Below are 19,603 nucleotides of genomic sequence, written 5' to 3'. Positions count from 1 at the left end.
CCCGCTCCACCGGCGGACGCCGCAATAGCCTGCGCGCATGACTGCCACGACCGCCCTGCCCGACTCCTTCTGCCCCATCGACGGAACCCGCGTCCCCGCGGGCTCGCTCGCCTGGTCCTGCCCGGTCTGCCGGGGCCCGCTCGACCTCGACTTCTCCCCCACGCCCGCGCGCCAGGCCTCGCTCACCGGACGCGTCAACTCGCTGTGGCGGTACGCGGAGTGCCTCCCGCTGTCCGCCCCCGCGATCTCCCTCGGCGAGGGGCGCACGCCCCTCGTGGAGCTGGCGGGTTCCGTCTCGGCCAAGCTGGACTTCCTGATGCCGACGCTCTCCTTCAAGGACCGGGGCGCGGTCATGCTCGCCGCCCTCGCGCAGCGGCTCGGCCCCGAGCGGGTCATCGCCGACAGCAGTGGCAACGCGGGCACGTCGGTCGCCGCGTACAGCGCGCGGGCCGGGCTGCCCTGCACGGTGTACGTGCCCGCCGGTACCTCGCCGAAGAAGCTGGAGCAGATCACCGCGCACGGGGCGCGGCTCGAAGTCGTCGACGGGGACCGGGAGTCGACGGCGAAGGCGGCCCGCGCCGCCGCCGACGAGCCCGGCACGTTCTACGCCTCGCACGTCCACAACCCCTACTTCCTCCAGGGCACCAAGACCTACGTCCACGAGCTCTGGGAGGACCTGGGCGGGCGGCTGCCCGACGTCCTCGTCGTGCCCGTCGGCAACGGCACGCTGCTGCTCGGCGCCGCGCTCGCCGTGCGTGAGCTGCACGCGGCCGCTCTGATCGCGAAGGCGCCCGCGCTGTACGCGGTGCAGTCCGCGGCGGTCGCGCCGCTCGCCGAGGCCTGGCGGGCCGGCGCCGACGACCTGGTCGGCGAGACCCCGGCTGCGGCCACCTCCGCGGAGGGCATCGCGATCCCGCGGCCACCCCGCGCGCGGCAGATCCTGCGCGCCGTGCGCGAGTCGGGAGGCGCCTTCCTCACCGTGACGGAGGAACAGATCGCGGCGGCACAGCTCGACCTGGCGGCGCGGGGGCTCTACGTGGAGTCGACCGGCGTGGTCTGCTGGGCCGCCGTGCGCGAGGGAGCGCTCGGCGAACGGACCGCGGTGGTGCCCCTGTGCGGCGCGGGGGCGAAGACGGGGCTCGCGGGCGGCTCACACCTCCCCGCCCACCTCCCGTAGAGCGGCCAGAAGGTGGTGTCCCGCGGCGGCCGCCGCGGGGTCCGTCGGGGGCGGAGTGCGGCGGGGCCCCCTGGGGCGCAGGGCCAGGGCCTCCGCCATGGCGAGGGGGCCGACGGCGCGGGCGTCGTAGGCCTCCGGGTCGGTCAGGAAGGCCAGGGCCGCGGCGGCCAGGACGCCGGGGACGCGCGCATGCCGCGAGGGCATGCCGGAGAGCAGGCGCCCGGCCTCGACAGCTCCCGCGTACTCCGGGGCCGCGTCGGGCCGTGGCCGCGGGCAGAGCAGCGCTGGCAGGCTCCTGCCGCCCAGCCGCTCGTACCCGCCGTCCATGAGGGCCCGCGCCACCTCGGCGGGTCCCGCCTCCACCCCGGTGGGTGCTGCCCGCTCGGGCGCCACCCGCGCGAGGACGGCCGCGCAGACGCCCACCCGGACATCCGCCGGCGGATGCTCCCCCGGCACGGCGGGGTCCGCCCCCTCCGCGCCCAGCGTCGCGAGGACCTCCGCGAGCACCCCGGGGTAGGCCGCCCCGCACACCAGCGTCGCGCACACGTCGGCGAAGATCTCCCCCGCCCAGCCGCGCCACCGCACCAGCTCCTCCGGGGGCAGGGCACAGGCCGTGAGGCGGTGCTCGATCGCCGGGGTCAGGCCGAAGTCGTCCTCGATGTGGTGGCCGGCCTCGTGGGCGACGGTCAGTACGGCGGGCAGGTGCGAGCCGTAGTACCAGGGAATGTCGATCACCGGGAACGGCAGGCCGCGGGCCAGGCGGGCGCCCTCGCGGGTGTGGATGCCGCCCCGCGGCAGCAGCTCGCGGTACTGGTCGCCGCGCCGGTGGGCCCGCGGCCCCGCGGCCCGGCTGAACGACACCAGCGGCGGCTCCTTGGCCAGCGTGCCGTCCACGGCCAGCGCGGCGGTCAGCGGGGCCTCGTAGCAGGACCAGGCGAGTTCGTCCGCGGCGGCCAGGCAGTCGCGGTACTCCGGCATCCTGCGCAGCGCGAACTTCGAGCGGAAGTAGTCCCAGACGTGGTGCAGGTCGAGGACCAGGACCGGCAGCCCCGCCCGCTCGCCCGCCACCAGCCGGGCGCGCGCGTCCGTCAGGCCCTCGCCGAGCATCGCCTCCACCGCGAGGAGCTGGCTGCGGTGCTTCTCCAGGGCGGGCGGATCGCCGCGGGTGGCGAGCGCCCGCCAGGAGGCCAGTTCCGTGCGCAGCCCCTCCAGGAGGCGCCCGAGCACGGCCTCCTGGAGGCGGACGGTCACATCTCCCCGATCGGCCGTTGCAGGAGCGAGGACCCGGCCGCGTACAGGGCCGTCGCACGGCGGGCGTCGTCGTCGTCCTCGAAGGTGACACCGCGGTCCTCGGCCCCCGCGGCGGAGGTCGCGCGCAGCTTCCGTACGGCGTACGCGACCGGGTCCTGGTCCGACAGGGACTGGTAGAAGGCGATGACGTGTTCGAGGCCGCCCTCGGGGAACAGGCCGGTGCACACCACCGCGGGGCAGTCGCCGAGGCGGAACAGGTGGGCCGCGAAAAGGTTCCGCAGCGTCAGTTGGACGTGGATGTCCACCTCCGAGCCCGGGCACGGCGGATCGAGCACGATCAGCGGCCTGCGCCCCGGCTCGAACCCGGCGAGCCAGCGCGAGAGCTGTACGGGGAACAGATCCGAGCCGCGCGCCTTGCTGGCGAGCCGCCGCGCGTGCCCGGCGGGCGACAGCTCCAGGTAGGGCATGCCGTCACGCTGGCGCAGGGGCGCGGCCACATGCAGGATGTCGACCTCCTCCGGGGGCGACGCGAGGCGCTTGGCCAGGTCGGTCTCCGGCTCCACCACGAGGAGCTTGACGGGGAACCGGCCGAGCAGGGGACGCCGGCCCCGCAGCCAGTAGGAGAGGGGCACCGCGCTCTCGTCCTGCTTCGCGCTGAGCACCAGGACCTTGCGGGTCCCCGGCAGACTGGGGGCCTGCCGCTGGAGCTCCCACCAGGTGCCGTCCTCCACCAGCGGCCACGGTGCGGTCAGCGCGCCGGGCTGGAGCATGTTCAGCGCCTCGCGGGTCCGCGGGCCCACGATGCCGTCGACGTCGAGGACCGTCCCGAACCGCCGCTTGAGGGCCACTTGGAGCCAGCACACGTCCACGCGCCGGGCCGCGGTGGGCAGCGTGCGGTAGAGCACCGGCTGCTCCCGCTCACCCGTCTCGTCCAGGGCGGTCCGCAGGGTCATCTCCCAGGGCAGCGCGTGGGCGACGGGGTCCTCCGACTCCAGGCGGATGAACCGGGGGCGCCGCGGCGCCGGCCTGCTCAGCGCGGTGCGAAGCTGCCACATGTCGGCGTGCCAGGTGGCCAGCTTCGCCGGGTGGGGCGAGGCCTGGTCGTCCACCGGGTCGATGTCCGGCCTGGCCCGCAGCGTCAGGCTCCGCTCACCCGGCCGGTCGTGGAAAAGCCGCAGGTCGCCCGGCGGGACGTCCGCGTCGAGGATGGCGGGCCGCCGCATGTCCTCCAGGAGTTCGCGCACCCGGTCCCGTACGCCCGGCACCCGGACACGCCGGGCGCAGTCCGTGAGCTGTACGGGGACGCTGCGCGCGATGCCTTCGCCGTGCTCGGCGAGTTCCATGGCCCGGCCGAGCGCCGACTCGGCCGCCGCGCGGTCGGGGTCGATGCCGGCGCGCAGCACCAGCGCGGCGAGCGCGAGCGGCGCGTGGGGGGTGCGCGGGGTGCCGCTCGGGACCGGGGGCGGCTGCTCCCACGGCACTCCGTCGAGGAGCCGCAGGGCCAGGTCCGGCTGGTTCAGACGGGCGGCGATCCGCGCGCACCGCCAGACGACGAGCCGCCCCGCGTCACGGCGTCCGACCAGGGTGTCGACGGTGCGGCCCAGTTCGACCGGGTCGGCGTCGCCGCGCACCTGCGCGATGAGGAGTTGCCCGAGGGCGTCGTCGGGGTCGCCGGGGCGGGCCTCCATCGCGTAGAAGGGGCGCAGCAGCGGCCAGGGCACCTTGCCCGTCAGCGCGGGGTTGTCGACCAGGTCGCGGAGGGTGGCGAGCCTGGCCTCGGCGGGCCGCACCTCCTTCAGGGCCGCCGCGAGGCGTTTCAGCGGCTCGTCGGCCGGCCGGCCTTCGGGGTGCGTGGCGACGCCGCACAGCGCGTGCAGGGGGCGGACCAGGGCGGGCAGTTCGTCGTAGGGCAGCGGCATGGCCTCGGCCGCCGTGGACTTCCCCGAGCGTTTGGCCCCCTCCAGGGCCAGGAGCATCAGGCGCAGGGCGAACTCCGGGTCCTGCCCCGGTGCCTCCTTGGGTTCCAGGAGGGGGTGGGCGCCGGTGAGGTCCATGCTGTCGCGGAGCAGGAAGCGGGCGTAGAGGTAGTGGCACTCGGGTTCGCCCGCGAGGTAGCCGAGTTCGGACCAGAGGCCGGTCGCGCTGGTGAAGCAGTCGTCGGCGCCCGCGAGCTCCTGGAGCTCGCCGAGGGCGACCCCGCGGAGCTGGGCGTTCTGGGCGAGCTGCCGGTAGCGCTCGGCGTCGTGGACGTGCTCCGCGGCGCCGTCGGCCCGCCGCAGCGCCGCGAACGCCGGCTCCTCGCTGCCGAGCAGGAGGTGCGCCTTGGCCTGGAGCCTCGCCTTGTCGGCGCGCTCGGCCGGGGTGTGGACCGGCGCCGTGTCGAGCACGTCGAGGGCGGCCCGGGGCCTGCGGCAGCGCAGCATGAGCCCGGCCTGCTGGGCGACGGCGCGGAACTGGGGCACGCCGGCCGCGGCGCGCAGCCGTGCGCTCTGGGCGTGCAGCTCGATGGACCGTCCGACGTCGCCCATCAGGCGGCGCTGCCCGGCCTCGGCCGACGCGGCGTTGGCGGCGATCTCCGCGCGGCCCGTGGTGCTCGCGAAGTCGAGCACGTGGTGGTAGGCGGTGGCCGCGTCCGGCGAGTTGAGCAGGCGCAGTGACGCGGCGCGGACGCTGAGCGCCCACAGGCGTTCCAGGTCGGGGACGCCGACGCGGTGAAGGACCGTCCGGTCGAGCAGCCGCACCGCCTCGTCGGGGTTGCCGCGCAGCCCGAGGAGCGTGGCCCGCAGGACGTCCTCCCGTACCGAGTGCCGCCGGTCGGGGCCCGCGCCGCCCCGCTTGTGGAGCGCGTCGGCCGCGGCCAGGTGCAGCTCGACCTCGGACCACATGTGGTCGTGCACGGGGGACGGGGTGCCGTCCGCCATGCCGTCCCGGAACTTGGCGTAGGCGATGTTCAGATGCGCCTCCGCCATCAGCGGGAAGGAGATGATGGGTCCGTCGCACCCCTGGCGGGGCGCGCCCCGGTCCACGTACTCGTCGCCGAGGAGTTCCTCGGCGAGCTCCCGCAGGCGGTCGGTCTCGCCGTTCGTCCAGGCGCGTTCCATCGCCTCGTGCCATGCCCGGGGCGCTGCGGGGTCCCGCATCTGGAAGCGGTGGTAGAGGGCTTCGCGCACGTACCAGGACCAGTTCGCCGGGTCCTCCTGCGACCGGCACAGGAACCGCTCGGCGAAGTCCTCGTGCAGCTTGGTGAAGACGGGCTTGTCGGAGATGAGGTCGCGCATGGGGCCGAGGACCATGCCGTGGAAGACCAGCGACTCCTCGTCCTCCGCGACCTCGCTGACCCACGAGGAGCCCTTGGCGTAGTCGAGCACCTTCTGCCAGGCCTCGTCCAGGCGCGCCTTGTCCAGGGGCTGGGCGACGAGGGGGAACACGTCGTCGCCGTCCCCGCCGTGCAGGTGGTGGGCGTCCGTGAGCGGGTCGTCCTCCTCCGACTTGGCGAGCATCCGCTCGCGCAGGTGGGGCTGGAGGATGTCGTGCAGGTGCTCGCGGCGCAGCCTGCGCGGGATGACGCCGTACCGCAGGAGCCACCGCACGAGGGGGTCCTCGATGCGGCGGACGACGCGGTTGATGAGGTAGCGGACGGGCGGGCCGCTCAGGCTGTCCATCTCGGCCGCGGTGGCCTCGGGGTTCTGGTCGATGTCGTCGGCGAAGAGCGCCAGGTGGAACGGCATGCCCTCGCTGCGGCGGACGATGACGTCCCGCAGGTCCTCGTCCCGGATGCCGCGGATGCGGTGCAGGTAGCGGTCGGCCTCGTCGGCGGTGAAGCCGGGCACCCGTACGTCCTCGTACGGGCCGAGCGTGGTCAGGGCCTGCTTGTGGCGGACGTTCAGGTCGGGGCGCCCGGCGAGGATCAGGCGGATCGCGGGGCAGGCGCGCACGGTCTCGCCGAGGAGGCGCAGCAGGCTGTCGGTGCGCGAGGCGCTGCGCAGGACGACCTCTTCCAGGGTGTCGACGACGATGAGCACGGGGCGTCCGGTGCCGAGGCTCTTGTTGAAGCGGCTGGTGAACGCGGCGAACACCTCGCGCTCGATGCGCTGCTCCTTCTGGGTGCGGATGCCGCGGGCGGCCTCGACGGCGGAGCGCGAGGTGGGGCGGCGCAGCAGTGAGCGGTAGGCGGCGTACTCGTCGAGGCCGGTGAACACCCGTGAGGGGAGCCGCTGTTCGAGCTGCTCGGCTATTTCGAGGAGCAGCAGCCAGGGCCAGCGTGCGGCGTTCAGCGGGTCGACGACGTCGAAGTCGACGCGGGCGCAGTTGATGTCGTGCTCGGGGGTGACCGCCTTGCGGGACACCAGCCAGCGGAGCTGCATGGTCTTGCCGGAGCCGCCGGTGCCGTACATCTGCCAGACGCGCGGGCCCTCGCCCCGCAGCAGCCGCCGGGCGCGGTCCCACAGGCCGTCGGGTTCCAGGAACTGGGCGGAGCGCGCGTAGTCGGCGGTCCAGTAGGTGCGGGCCCGCAGGTATCCGCAGCGGTCCTCGGCCAGTTTGAGGAGCGCGCGCTTGGCGACCGCCGCCCGGTCGGGGTCGGCGAGGGCGTCGGTGAGGTCCTGGCAGCGGGTGAAGTCGCGCCGGGCGTCGCTGGCGTAGAACAGGGCGTCGAACAGGTCGACGGTCGCGTCGGGGTCGGCCAGCATCAGGTGCCGCAGCCGCTCGGCGGGCTTGCCGCGGGCGCGCCAGTGCTCGCTCAGCCGGTGTTCGAGGCGGGCGAGCGCCTCGGGGATCTCGGGGCTGCCGCCGTCGCTCAGCCAGGAGAGGAAGTACGAGGGCCGGAACGCGTCCGGGACCCGGCAGAGCTTCCGGCCCTCGACCCTCTCGACCGCCCCGCGCTCAAGGAGGGCGGTGAGGCTCGGCGGGTCGTCCCCGGCGAACTCCTTGAGGACCGAGTCGTAGGTGATGGCATCGAAGAACTGCGCGACGGCCGCGGCCTTCAGGGCGTCCGTCCAGTCCTCGGGGAGCAGGGCTCTGCGGATGTCGTCCAGGCCCTCGCCCCTGCCGAGCCGCTCGGCGAGTTCGGCGAAGGGCGCCTCGTCACGCGCCTCGGAGTCGGACATCAGCCGGCCTTCCTCACGCCGGCCATGCTGAGGAGCACGTCCAGCATCTGCTGGTACACGGTGACGGGCACCGTGTGGTGGCTGCCCTGGGAGGCGTGAGTGTAGGAGTCGAGCACGTGCTCGAAGCGGGCGAACGTCCACAGCTCGGGCACCGTGCTGCTGTGCGCCTTGCGCTCCCAGAACTCCCTGGCGAGCCTCTTGTAGTCGTACATCTGGAAGTCGGCGAGGACCACCGGTTCGCCCGGCAGCATGACTTCCTGGAGGTGCCGGAACCCCGGCCAGCTCTGCGGCGCCACGACCAGGACGCGGAGCGGGGGTTCGTCGTCGAGCTTCTGCACCGGGGCGAGCAGTTGCGGCAGCAGCACGTTGTGGAAGTCGGCGTCGATGATCCTGTGCGCGTTGTCGATCGCGAGCAGGTGGGGGCGCCTGCGCACCTGGGTGCGGGCCCGCAGCGTGCTCAGGAAGGTCCGGAAGATCTCCCCCTTGCGCTCCTCGGCATGGCGGTCGCTGTCCACGAGGAAGGGGCCACCGTCGTCGGTGTCGGACGTCGGCAGCCGCCGCGCCCACACCTTCCCGCCCAGCCGGCCGCGGTTGACGACCCGGTTGAACGTGGCGAACTCCGTCTCCAGCATGGGGTCGGGCTGCCGCGGATCCGTGCAGGCCGTCCGCAGGGCGCGCAGCACGGCGAGCCAGTCGAGGGCCACCGGAGCATCGCGCTTGCCCTCGCCCGCGTACTCGGCGAGGTTGGCGTACGTGACGTCCTCGCCCCGGAGCATGCAGGTGAGCAGGCACCACTTGGCCAGCCAGGTCTTGCCGGACTCGGGCTGCGCGGAGGTGATGGCGAGCAGCCGCTGCGTGGCCTCGTGCTGGTCCCACCAGCCGGTGCGGCGCTCCTCGGCGCGTCCCAGGAACATCGCCAGGTCCTCGAAGATCCCGCTGACGTTCAGCCGGGTCAGCTCGGGTTCCTCATGGCCGAACTTCATCCGGATGACCTCGCACGGGTCGCTCACGCCGCACTGGAGCACGGGCAGCGCCCAGGCGGGGCCGTCGGGCTCCTGCATCTGCAAGTGCCTGCGGACCTCGGTGAGGGCGGCGTCGATCGACTCGGCCCGGGCCAGGTCCTCGTAGAGCACGTGGGAGAACTCGGCGGCGGCGGGCGACTCGATGTCGGCCTGCATGGCGACCACCGCGGCGGAGCCGTTCTCCAGGCAGACGTCGACCAGGGACGCCCACCGGGCGGCGGGCGCGAGCGCCTGCCGGCAGGCGTTGAGCACGACGAGCCGCGGCGTCCACCGGTCGTAGAGGCGGTGCATCTCGTCGGGTCCGAGGGTCCACGGCGCCGCCTCGGGCCTTTCCTGCCGGTCCTCGCGCCCGCCCCCGGGCTGGCGGGCGTTGAAGTGCAGGCCGCCGGGGTCGTCGTCCACGGCGCGCATGCCGTGCCCGATGAAGTGCAGGATGTGCGGACGTACGTGGGCCAGCTCGGCGGTGAGTTTCAGCAGGCTCGGGCCGTCGAGCACCTCGGTGTGGATGCGGCCGGGCAGACAGGTGAGCGCCGCGCCGATCCTGGCCAGCTCCTGGTCGGCGAGAAGGTGCGGGTCGCGCGGGTTGCACACCACGATCAACGCGCGCAGGGGGCCCAGGCCGTCGCCGTCGGCGGCCTTCTCGGGCGTCGCGGCGTGCCGCCCCCGGCGCAGCAGGATGCGCCCGCTCAGCCAGAGCGCGCCTTGCTCGTCCCGCATCAGCTCCCACGGAAGTGCGGAGAGCTCCGGGGGTTCGATGTCGAGCCGTACCCGCAGCGGTGGCTGCCGGCGCGCCTCGTGCTCCAGTTGCCGCCACAGGTCGTGGGGCGCGTGGCCGAACAGCCCCTGGTACAGGCGCAGGCCGATGTCGCTGCGGAGCTGCCGGGACGCGCCGAATTCGAGCGCGTCCATGCACTCCCGGGCCTTGCCGCCGGTGGGGTCCCGCATGAGGTCGACCAGCTCGTCGCCCAGCGGCCACCTCATCTCCTCGCCGCTGTCCCTGTGCAGTCGAACGTGGTCCTCGTGGATGCCCAGAACGACGTCTGGCATGGTTCCCCCCGGTGGTTCGCACCTGCTGTACTGCCTAGGGCCCCTCGTGCGGGCCCACTCGCTCCACCACGGACCAGGTCTCGTCCCCGGCCTCGTCGAGGAGCACGGGAGGCACGGGGCCCGCGGCCAGGCCGCGCCCCGGCTGTGGTGTGCCGTACTCCTCCTTGACCCGGCTCAGCCAGGTCCTGCGGATCCGCACGCCCCGGTAGCAGGGGGTGAGGTCCGTCCCCGTCCAGTTCAGGCCGACCCTGCTGGACACGCCGAAGGCGACGCCCGCCGCGAGGTCGACGAGTTGCAGCGGACCCGGTCCCGCGGGGCTCTGGATGCGCAACTCCGCGCTGGCCCCGTCCTGTTCGGCGGTGAGTACGGTGCCGGACCGGGCGCTGATCACGTCGGTCACGGCGAACAGGTCCGCGTCCCATGTGCCGAGCCACAGCCGCCGCACCAGCTCCCGCGCCAGCTCGGCCACGTCGTCCAGGCCCTCCTGCTCCAGGCCGGTGTAGACGACCAGGGCGCTGTGTCCGGCGTGGAACTCGACCCGGGCGCCCGCCTCCGCGGCCGGCACCCACGTGAACCCCTGGGCGGCGGCCCCCGCCGCCTTGAACCGGACCGCGACGGTGCCCGCGGAGTCGTACGCGATGTCGGCGTGGGCGCCGATGAGCCCGGGCTTGGCGTCGATGCCGCGGTCCGCGAGGGTTCCGGCGCTGACCGAACCGTTGCGGTGCAGCGCCCGTACGTCCTTGACCCGGACCTTCTGGGTCAGCGGCCAGGCGAGCCACCAGCCGCCGTACACATCGCTCATCGCCTTGCGATAAGAGTCGTACGCGCCCTTGGCCATGGCCGCTCCCCCCTGAGAATGCGGCTACTTCTCGGAGATTAGCAGCGGGTCAGGCCGTCGTCCCCCGGAAGTGGGGCAGCCTTGCGCAAGGCATCGGAATATGCTCACGGGAGGTGCTCAGCCGCGGGCTCCGTTCCCGACCAGTACCGGGTGGCCCACCTCGGCGAGCATGGGCAGGTCGGACGCGTCGTCGCCGTAGCCGTAGCAGTCGGCGGGGTCGATGTGCGCGTACCGGTCCAGGAGTTCACGGACCAGGCGGCGCTTCTCCTCGCCGATGACCGGGGCGCCGACGAGCGCGCCGGTGTAGACCCGGCCGCACCGCTCCGGGCGCGCGCACAGCACGTGCTCGGCGCCGACCGCCTCGGCGATGGGTTCGAGCAGCGGGCGGAACGATCCGGAGACGAGGACGATGCTCGCTCCGGCGGCCCGGTGGCCGCGCAGTTCGGCCGCGACCTCGCGGACGTAGAAGCCCTCGGCGGCGCTGCGTTCGGTGAACCAGCGGCGGGCCCACTCCTCGACCGCGGCCACCGGTTCGCCCCGCCAGGCGCGGTAGTACGCGCGGTTGGCGTCGGCGCGGGGCAGGCCGGCGGCCGTCCTCGCCGCAAGGTCCTCGCGGACGCGGGCCGACCTGTGGGCCCCTTCGGCGCCGTACCGGCCCGCGGAGTAGAAGTCGAGGAAGTCCAGGAGGCTCTTGCAGGTGATCAGCGTTTCGTCGACGTCGGTGAAGACCAGACGGGCGCGCTCAGACCTCGGCACGGGGCACCTCCAGGGCGAGTTCCCGCATCGGGGCGGGCCGTTCGGACAGTTCGGAGAAGACGCTCCTGGCGTAGTCGGCCGCGGCCTGCTCCCTGCGGAGCATCCGGTGGCCGGCGATGGTCCGCACGTCGCGGCGGCAGCGCTCGACCGCGGCCGGGCCCCCGAGGGACGGTCCGCCGGCGGTGCGGTGCAGCCGCTCGACGGCCCGGGTGAGCAGGCCCACCGCGGAGGCCGCGATGCGCCGGTTGCGCACGACGTCGCGTTCGGTCCAGGCCTCGGCGTCGGCGCGCTGCGCGGCGTCGCGGAGGAGCAGTTGGGCGGCCTCGATCTCGTCGGACGACAGGGCCAGGGCCCGGTGCAGCCGCAGCACGCCCGCTTCGGGCAGGTCGAGCGCCCGTCGCGCGGCCCACTGGGACCAGGCGTCGAGCGCGTGGCGTGCGGCGCCGAGCGCGGGGGCGCAGAAGAGGAGGCCGCCGCCGAGCTGGGCGGGCACGGTGTGGCACCTGGCCCGCCCGGGGCCCGGGGCGCCCTCGGTGAGGTCGGACAGGAGGAAGGAGCGGTGGCGCGGCACGAGGACGGAGTCGACGACGACGGTGTGGCTGCCGGTGCCGCGCATCCCGTCGGCGTCCCAGGTGTCGAGGACCGTGGCCCGGCCGCGGGGCACGGCGAACACGCGGTGGCGCGGCCCCCGTTCGGTGGGCTCGGTGGAGGTGATCAGGAGCCAGTCGGCGAAGGCGACCCCGCTCGCGTACGGCCAGGCCCCGCTGAGCAGCCAGCCCTCATGGGTGGGCGTGGCCTCGCCGGAAGGGCCCATCACGGCGGTGATCAGCGTGTCGGGTGAGGCCGCCCAGAGGTCACGCTGCCCTTCGGGCGGCAGGTACGCGGCGAACCTGCCGTGCGCGGCCCACAGGGCACCGCACCAGGCGGCCGACGCGCAGCCCGCGCCGACCGTGGCCACGGCGTCGAGGAGCGCGCTGAAGGTGCCTTCGGTGCCGCCCCAGGCGCGGGGCACGAAGTGCCGGGCGAAGCCGGCGCGGGACAGTGATCCGGCGGTCTCGTCGTCCAGGCGTCTGGTCCGCTCGGCCGCGTCGGCGTGGCCGGCGGCGGACCGCGTGGCGCTCGCGAGGGCCGTGGGGGAGAAGGGTCCGGCGCCGCCGGACCGCCGGTGCTCCGTCGCTGAACTCTGTGACTGAATCATCTGTGGCATACACCCCTTCGGAGGATTAGAATTCGTTCTTGAACGTATCTTTATTGCAGCCGGACCCTGGCTCCGAGATCCGCGGTGCGGCTCACCCCCCGATTCCCGCCAGTGAAGGAGGTGTGCACCTTGCCGAAGCAAGCACGCGCCTTGCGCACGTACGACGCCGTCCTGGACGCCGCCGCCCATGAGTTCGCGCGCTATGGGTACGCGAGCACCAACCTGCAGAAGATCGCCGACCAGATCGGCCTCACGAAGGGCGCCCTCTACGGTCACTTCTCCAACAAGGAGGAGCTGGCCGCCGTCCTTTCGGCTCATCTGAACGACGCGGTCAAACTTCCCCTCGCCGCGGCGAAGATCCCGGTCGACCCCGCACTCAGCCGGCTGCGGAGCCTCATGCTGACCCTGGGAGAGCTGTTCCAGGGGGACGTACGGGCCCGTGCCGCGCTCAGGCTGACGCTGGAGACGGCTCAGGCTTCGGGGGACACGGCGGCCCTGCTGGACGAGACGCACTCTGTGGTGCTGTGCCTGGTGGGCGAGGTGCAGCAGGAAGGCCGCTGGGAGGCGGACGCCTCCGCCAAGGCCGTGGCCGACCTGCTGGTGGCCGCGTTCTTCGGAGCGTTCTGGGTGGGCTCCGTCCAGGAGCGGACGGAGCCCGGCAGCCGGGTGGCCGCCATGTGGAACGTCCTGGATCACGCCCTACGGAGCAAGGCCTGACGCCGAGGCCAGCTCGGCCTCCAGGCCGTGACCCGCGACCGGGTCGCGCGGGCCCACACGCTCCCACGCCATGTCGGTCCTGGCGAGCAGCGTGTCCCCTTGCAGGGCCGCGACCCGCATCCGGAACGGGTCGGCCTCGGTGGCCGCCGGCACGCTCTGCTCGACGAGCAGCCGGATCGGGGCGTTCAGCTCGGCGAAGGCCGCGCACTCCACCTGGGCTCCGACCAGCGCGTACGCCTGGTCGCCCAGGGGCTCCTCCACCCTCTCGTGGACGCAGAGGTGGCCGAGCTGACGGAAGCCCTCCATGAGGACCATGAGCGGCACGTGGTCGGTGGGGTGGTCGAAGAGCACGGCGTGGTCGCGGTCCAGGTGCAACCGCCAGTCCCCGCCCGGCCAGCAGCGCTCCAGGACACAGTCCTTCCACCGCAGCCGGCCCACCCGGCGCGGCGGCACGAGGGGTGCCGGGGCCGGTTGCCCCGCCACGGGGGCCGGCGGGACGTCGCCGCCCCAGGCCATCCGCCGCAGCAGTCCGTACCTGCGGTCGTCCATCACGTACACGCGGATCGCCCCGGTGCCGCAGAGCTCCCCGTCCACCATGAGCCTGACGTCGAGGCGAGCCCCCCTCGGACGCCCCTCCTCCCAGGTCCACTCCGCGTCGAGGATCACGGGGACGGGTGTGCCGTTGACCCGCAGCGCCGCCGGGTCGGTGATGTCGAAGGACAGGTCTCGGCCGACGAAACGGGTGCCGAGCGGCACGTCGCAGTACTCGTGCCCTATGTAGAGAAGTGCCTGGCGGATGGTCTCCGCGAACAGCATCGGATCACTGATGCTCTGTGCGTCCGGGTGGTAGAGCACGTGGTCGCGCGGCCACTGGGCCGCGACCGAGAAATGACTGTCGCTCACACGACAGCCGTCGGTGACGAACACCTCCGCGATCGAGCTGCGGTGCACCAGCGCACGCGGGACCGGCCTGAGGAACGTGAGGCCAGGTGCCGTGAGAGCCATTGATGCGGCATCCGGGTTTCTGGAAGTATCGATGAGCACGACCGACTTCTGAGACAACGCTTCCCCCAAATCAGGACGAACTCTTGCCAGAGAACAGACGTGTGAAGCCTTGCTTCGCGGGAATTAATATACCTGCGAGAAGGTATATTTCAAGAGCGGTAGCCACATGCCGTCACCATCAACTACCGCCGCGTAGCGCTCAGTTGGCGCGTCGGGAGACATAAGCCCACCTCACGGCCGCCTGAACCCTGGGCCGAACACACCCGGATCCGATCAGATCGACTGCGCACGATATGGACGCCATGAGCAACCAACGCAAGTCACCGCTGCCGCCCCTTTCGACCGTCACGTCCTCGAACGACACGTCCCACCTCAAGCAGGAGCGGGCGCTCCAGACCCGCAGAACCATCCTCGACGCGGCGGCCTCGGTCTTCGCCGACACCGGCTTCCCCGCCGTCACCATCAAGGACGTGGCGGACAAGGCGGAGATGACCAAGGGGGCGGTGTACTTCCACTTCACCAACAAGGAGGCGATCGCCGCCTCCGTGGCGGACGAGTTCTACCGCCGTCTGAACGAGATCATCGCGCCCGTCGTCGAGGACGCGCCGCACTCCCCCGAAACGGTGGTGAACGTGCTCCTCGCGGTGGCCGGCGGCTTCCGCGACGACGACTACATCAAGGCGGGCTCCCGGCTCCAGATCGAGCGCCCGTACATCAAGAGCGAGATGCCCATCCCCTACGTGGGCTTCACGGACCTGCTCACCGAACTGCTGGAGAACTGCCGGAAGGCGGGGACCCTGTCCGTGGACGCCGACCCGGCCGTGCTCGCGCGCGTGCTGCGCGCCGCGCTCTTCGGGGCGCAGCACATCTCCTGGGTGCAGGCGAACCGGCAGGACGTCATCGAGCGGGTGCAGGAGATCATCGACGTCTTCCTGCTCAAGCACTGAGACCGCAGGGCCAGGGGCCCCGCCCTCGCGGGGCCACCGGCCGGCGGTCACCGGTCAGTCGAGGAACGCCGCCTCGATCCAGCGGCGCACTCCGCGCGGCCGCATGCGGTGCAGCGCGCCGACCGTGTCGGCGACCTGCTGCGATCCGCCGACGGCGAGGAACTTCTCGCGCACGAGCTCCGAGTGGCGCGAGCGGGTGTCGGGACCCGCGGCGCCCACCGGGATGAGGCGCCCGCGGGTCACCGTCCGCCCGTCGGTCAGCCGTACGGTGACGCGCGCGCCGGTGGCCTTCGTCGAGCGGGAGAAGTCCTGGCCCGCCGCGCCGAGGCTGCCGACGAGGTCCACCAGCTCGTCCCCGCCGAATCCGCGCAGCCAGGGCACGGCATCCTCTCCCGCCTCGCGCACGGCTTCGCCGAACGGGGCGTCGGAGAGGAAGAGTTCACGGGTCATGCCGGTGTCGTGCTCCAGGCGGACCCGGCGGGCCAGCTCCCAGCGCCCGGGGTCGTCAAGGCGCGGCGAGGAGAAGTCGTCCACGGAGAACTCGCCGGTCATCAGGGTGGTGGCGACCGGGTAGGGGACGTCGAGGACGAGGGCGCCGAGCGGCGATCCGGGACCGTTGACGTACTGGGCCGCGCGCGCGCCGGCGAACAGCGTGTACAGCGACGCCTCGACGACGATCTCCGCCACGTCCTGCGGGCGGATCGGGCCCATCGCGCGGTGTATCTCCGCGGCGCAGTCCACCGCCGCGTCGATGCCGGGACCGCCGGGGTGCATCTTGAAGGACAGGGTGTCGGTGTGCCAGCGGGTGCCGAGCCCCTTGGCGACGGCCTGCGGGAGCGGGACGGTGGCGAATTGGGCCAGGAAGCCGTCCTGGTGCTCGATGATGTCGGGGGCGCCGCGCAGCCCGGCCGCCGCCGCGTCACAGGCGTCCATGGCGGTGCGTACGGGCGTGAAGGCGTTGAAGAGGCGGGCGTCGCTCGCCAGGAAGGCGCGCATCAGCGGCCAGTTGGGCATGGCGAAGGCCAGGCCGAAGGAGTTCTCCCACACGCTCGCGGGCGCCCGGTCGCAGTGCAGCCGGCCCGCCACGGCCCCCGCGAGGTGGGTGTGGACGGCGCTCTGTCCGCGCAGCGGCCCGAGGGTCGCCGACGCGGTGATGCGCGCGGCGCACTCGTTGGCGGCGACGACGGCGGTCAGCAGGGAGAGCCCGTCGAGCTTGCGGGCGTAGGCGAAGGCGAGGGGCACCGCGACGGTGGAGTTGGAGAGGTGTCCGGCGTACGCGGTGTCGTCGAGGTTGAGCCAGGAGCCGAGGGCGGCGAGGACACCGGCGGCAGTCCTCGGGTCGCGCTGCATGGGGTGGCCGAAGGCGGCCACGAACTTGCGGCCGAGGGGGTGGGCGAGGCCCGCCCTGATGGAGGCGATCTGGGAGAGGACCTGGCTCGCGGCGAGCTTCAGGACCCGGCAGGGGACGTCCTGGGGGCGCAGCCTCGCCGCCCACCGGGACAGCTCGCGCAGCGGTGTGTCCGTGGTGGCGCGCGGGCCCGTGGCCCGTGGTGGCTCCCACTGTTCGCACAGCGTCCGGGCCACCCGTTCGGCCAGTACCGCCGACATGTGAACGCCCTGCCTTTCCGTGCTGGTGGGACCGGGGCGGCGGTACGCCGATGGCGTACCGCCGCTCCGGGTGATCAGGCCGCGGGGACCTTGTCGAGGAAGCCGTAGACGCCCTTGATCCGGCCGTCGTCGGCGGTGACCGCGACGTCGAAGCCGATGGCGATCGGCTCGCTGCCGGGCTCGGTCACCAGGCCCCACTGGAAGCGGGCGATGTTGTGGTGGGCGTCCACGGTGCCGATCAGCTCGAAGCTGAGGCCCTTGTACTGTTCCCGGGCGCCGGCGATGACCGCGCCGAGGCCCTCGTGACCCTCGACGGCGGCGAGCGGGTCGATGTACGGGGCGTCCTCCGTGAGCAGTTCGGCGATGGCCGCGGAGCGCTTGTCGGCGTCCGCCTCGTTCCAGATGGCGAGGTAGCGGGTGACGGTGTTGTTCAGGTCGCTCATGGGTTCTCCTTGGTCGAGAGCGTCGTTCGGGAGCAAGAGATGGTCAGACGGGTTCCGTCGGGGCCCAGGTGGCCAGGGCCCCCGGCAGGACCTCGAAGGTGGCCGAGGCGCCGATGGCGTGCTGGTACTCGCCGTCGTGCTCCAGCGGCAGGCGCTTGCCGTCGGTGCGTTCGACGGTGATGGTGCGGCCGCGCGCGTACACGGTCGCCGGGTGGCGCATGTGGTCGGCCCGCAGGGTCAGTCCCGGGACCTCGGTCGCGGCGACGCCGCCGCCGATGACGCAGACGTCCAGCAGGCCGTCGTCGAGCAGCGAGTCGGGCAGGACCAGGAAGCGGCCGCCCCGGTAGGGGCCGCCCCCGACGTTGGCGAGGACGGTCGGGCCCTCGTGCACGACCCGCCCGTCGACGACGACCCGGCCCGGGTAGGGGGCGTAGTCCGCCGCGGTGTCGGCGAACGCCTTCGCGTACCTCTCGCGCCCCTTGAGCGGGCTGTCCGCCGCGGTGAGGAGCGCGTCCGCGATCACCCCGCTGCACGAGCCGAGGAAGACGCAGTTGCCGGTCTCGGCGAGCCGCGCCAGGTCCAGCCGGCGCTGCCGCGCGCTGCCGCCCACGCCGGAGTCGGCGAGCACCGCCTTGAGCGCCTCGCTCCAGGGCCGCTCGCCCCAGAGCATCTTGTACGCGGAGTTCCCTGTGCCACCGGGCACGATCATGAGCGCGGCCCGTCCGGCGGCCCCGTACAGGCCCTGGACGACCTCGCGCACGGTCCCGTCGCCGCCGATGGCGACGACGAGGTCGGGCGCCCCCTCGGTCCGCTCCAGGGCGCGGCGCACGTGGACGGTCGCGTCTCCCCGGGCGGTGGTGAGGTGGAGCTCGGTGTGCGCGAGGTGGGCGGAGCACAGCTCCCGCACCTCGCGCACGAGGCGCGCGCTGTGGCTGCCGGAAGCGGGATTGGCTATGACCAGGGCCCTGGTGGGGCCCGCGGCGTCGCTGCTGTCGGCCATGTCGGGCGTACTCCTTGCTCTGGTAGCACCTGGCTCCGGTGATACCTGGCTCCGGCAGCACCTGCGAACGACTCTCGCATCCGGCGCTGACACGGTTCTGACACGCCTCTGACGGCCCCCACCAGGTCCCCCACCAGGTCCCCTACCAGGTCCCCTACCAGGTCACGAGCAGGGAGTTCAGCCCGTAGTTGATGGTGTTCTCGCGGAACGAGACCGCGCCGTCGACGTCGGCGACGCGAAGGCCCGGGAGGCGGCCGAAGAGGGCGCGCAGGGCGACCTCCAGCTCCATGCGGGCCAGTGAGGCGCCGGGGCACAGGTGCGGGCCGTGGCCGAAGGCGATGTGCCGGCTCGCGTCCCGGCTCAGGTCGAGGCGGTCGCCGCCGGGGAAGACCGTCTCGTCGTGGTTGGCGCTGGGGTAGGCCAGGATCACTCCGTCGCCCGGCGCGATGCGGGCACCGCCGATCTCCGCCTCGGCCACGGCGACCCTGACCTGGTTGTCCTGCGTGATGGACCAGTAGCGCAGGAGCTCCTCGACGGCCGGGGCGAACAGCGCCGGGTCGTTCAGGAGCAGGGCCGTCTGCTCCGGTTCGCGCAGCAGGCTCAGCACGCTGAGGCTGAGCTGGTGGGCGGTGGTCTCGTGGCCGGCGACCAGGAAGAGGCGGGCCATCGCCACCAGGTCGTCGTGGGAGAGCTCGCCGGTGGCCACGTACTGCGTCACCAGGCGGCTGAGCAGGTCCTGCCCGGGTGCGCGGCGCTTGCGCCCGATCAGCCCGTCCAGGTACTGCGTCATCTCCACGAAGGCCGCGTAGATCTGCTCCGGCGTCGCGTCCTGGGACAGGACGGCCTGGCTCAGCTCGGTGAAGTCGCACTCGTCGGCCTCGGGGACGCCCAGCATGCGGGCGATGACCAGCGAGGGCAGCCGGACCGAGAAGCGCTCCACCAGGTCGACGGGGCGCGGCCCCTGCTCGATCTCGCCGACGAGCCGGTCCACCAGGAGCTCCACCGAGGGGCGCAGGGCGCGGGTGCGGCGGGCGGTGAACTCGGTCATCGCCATGCGGCGCAGCCGTCCGTGCTCCGGGCCGTCCATCCGCGTGAACGACATGACCCGGGGCGCGGGCGGCAGTTGTATGCGCACCGGGAAGCCGGGGAGCGTGTCGTCGGAGCTGAAGCGCGGGTCGGTGAGGACCGCGCGGAGGTCGGCGTGGCGCGTCACCAGCCATGCCTCGCCTGTCCTGATCCTTACCTTCACCGGTGCTCCCCCGCGAAGCCCGGCGTAGGCGTCCGGCGGCGAGTACGGGCAGGTGCGCGGCATGGGCCACGCGGCGAGCCGCTCGTGTACCGCTGGCGCTACGGGAGTGATCGTCATGAAGTTTCCCCCTGGATCGTGGCTGATTCCTTTCCGTCATGCTGTCCGAAAGGTCTGACTCGCCTCTGACGTCCGACTGATTTGTCAACACCCTTTTTTGGCCGAATGTTTGCATCCGGTTCC

The 19,603-nt window shown here is 73.1% G+C and carries 14 protein-coding genes; 3 read left to right on the top strand and 11 right to left on the bottom strand.

The window, feature by feature from the left end; all coding sequences use genetic code 11:
* Window positions 1-37: 37 nt before the first annotated feature.
* Window positions 38-1,177 (top strand): threonine synthase, encoded by a 1,140-nt coding sequence (locus tag ACRAKF_RS25030; protein ID WP_447039728.1) that lies wholly within the window; start codon window positions 38-40, stop codon window positions 1,175-1,177.
* On the opposite strand, the gene ACRAKF_RS25025 is transcribed toward ACRAKF_RS25030, so the two are convergent.
* The 6 genes from ACRAKF_RS25025 to ACRAKF_RS25000 all read right to left on the bottom strand — a co-directional run bounded on the left by ACRAKF_RS25025 (window position 1,151) and on the right by ACRAKF_RS25000 (window position 12,394).
* Window positions 1,151-2,428, bottom strand: a complete 1,278-nt coding sequence (locus ACRAKF_RS25025; protein ID WP_447039726.1) for a hypothetical protein — start codon at window positions 2,426-2,428, stop codon at window positions 1,151-1,153. The two genes, ACRAKF_RS25030 and ACRAKF_RS25025, sit on opposite strands and share 27 nt — an antisense overlap.
* Window positions 2,425-7,533, bottom strand: coding sequence for a hypothetical protein (locus ACRAKF_RS25020; RefSeq protein WP_447039724.1), 5,109 nt, complete (start codon window positions 7,531-7,533; stop codon window positions 2,425-2,427). The genes ACRAKF_RS25025 and ACRAKF_RS25020 overlap by 4 nt, the downstream gene beginning before the upstream one ends.
* Window positions 7,533-9,602 (bottom strand): CHAT domain-containing protein, encoded by a 2,070-nt coding sequence (locus ACRAKF_RS25015; RefSeq protein WP_447039723.1) that lies wholly within the window; start codon window positions 9,600-9,602, stop codon window positions 7,533-7,535. The genes ACRAKF_RS25020 and ACRAKF_RS25015 overlap by 1 nt, the downstream gene beginning before the upstream one ends.
* A 34-nt stretch (window positions 9,603-9,636) precedes the next feature.
* Window positions 9,637-10,440, bottom strand: coding sequence for a hypothetical protein (locus ACRAKF_RS25010; RefSeq protein ID WP_447039721.1), 804 nt, complete (start codon window positions 10,438-10,440; stop codon window positions 9,637-9,639).
* Window positions 10,441-10,557: 117 nt separating this feature from the next.
* Window positions 10,558-11,196 (bottom strand): HAD family hydrolase, encoded by a 639-nt coding sequence (locus tag ACRAKF_RS25005; protein ID WP_447039720.1) that lies wholly within the window; start codon window positions 11,194-11,196, stop codon window positions 10,558-10,560.
* Entirely contained in the window at window positions 11,183-12,394 is a 1,212-nt protein-coding gene (locus ACRAKF_RS25000; protein ID WP_447039719.1) for an acyl-CoA dehydrogenase family protein, read from the bottom strand. The genes ACRAKF_RS25005 and ACRAKF_RS25000 overlap by 14 nt, the downstream gene beginning before the upstream one ends.
* Window positions 12,395-12,514: 120 nt before the next feature.
* Between ACRAKF_RS25000 and ACRAKF_RS24995 the strand changes: the two genes are divergently transcribed.
* Entirely contained in the window at window positions 12,515-13,111 is a 597-nt protein-coding gene (locus tag ACRAKF_RS24995; protein WP_447039718.1) for a TetR family transcriptional regulator, read from the top strand.
* On the opposite strand, the gene ACRAKF_RS24990 is transcribed toward ACRAKF_RS24995, so the two are convergent.
* Window positions 13,094-14,116, bottom strand: coding sequence for a ScbA/BarX family gamma-butyrolactone biosynthesis protein (locus tag ACRAKF_RS24990; protein WP_447039717.1), 1,023 nt, complete (start codon window positions 14,114-14,116; stop codon window positions 13,094-13,096). The genes ACRAKF_RS24995 and ACRAKF_RS24990 overlap by 18 nt on opposite strands.
* A gap of 302 nt (window positions 14,117-14,418) precedes the next feature.
* Between ACRAKF_RS24990 and ACRAKF_RS24985 the strand changes: the two genes are divergently transcribed.
* On the top strand, window positions 14,419-15,063 hold the full coding sequence (locus tag ACRAKF_RS24985) for a ScbR family autoregulator-binding transcription factor (RefSeq protein ID WP_447039716.1): 645 nt from the start codon (window positions 14,419-14,421) through the stop codon (window positions 15,061-15,063).
* 54 nt (window positions 15,064-15,117) lie between these two features.
* On the opposite strand, the gene ACRAKF_RS24980 is transcribed toward ACRAKF_RS24985, so the two are convergent.
* From ACRAKF_RS24980 to ACRAKF_RS24965, 4 genes are all read right to left on the bottom strand, one after another.
* The gene (locus ACRAKF_RS24980) at window positions 15,118-16,671 is read right to left on the bottom strand and encodes an MmgE/PrpD family protein (RefSeq protein ID WP_447039715.1); all 1,554 of its coding nucleotides are present in this window, start codon (window positions 16,669-16,671) and stop codon (window positions 15,118-15,120) included.
* A 74-nt stretch (window positions 16,672-16,745) separates the two neighbouring features.
* Entirely contained in the window at window positions 16,746-17,114 is a 369-nt protein-coding gene (locus ACRAKF_RS24975) for a nuclear transport factor 2 family protein (RefSeq protein WP_447039713.1), read from the bottom strand.
* A gap of 43 nt (window positions 17,115-17,157) precedes the next feature.
* Window positions 17,158-18,114: a diacylglycerol/lipid kinase family protein gene (locus ACRAKF_RS24970; protein ID WP_447039711.1), complete on the bottom strand. Its 957-nt coding sequence runs from the start codon at window positions 18,112-18,114 to the stop codon at window positions 17,158-17,160.
* 154 nt (window positions 18,115-18,268) lie between these two features.
* Window positions 18,269-19,480, bottom strand: coding sequence for a cytochrome P450 (locus tag ACRAKF_RS24965; RefSeq protein ID WP_447039710.1), 1,212 nt, complete (start codon window positions 19,478-19,480; stop codon window positions 18,269-18,271).
* Window positions 19,481-19,603: the final 123 nt, after the last annotated feature.

This window comes from Streptomyces sp. DSM 118878 (assembly GCF_052936595.1).
The sequence above is the reverse complement of the archived record's forward strand: the minus strand, read 5'-3'. Positions and strand labels throughout refer to the sequence as shown.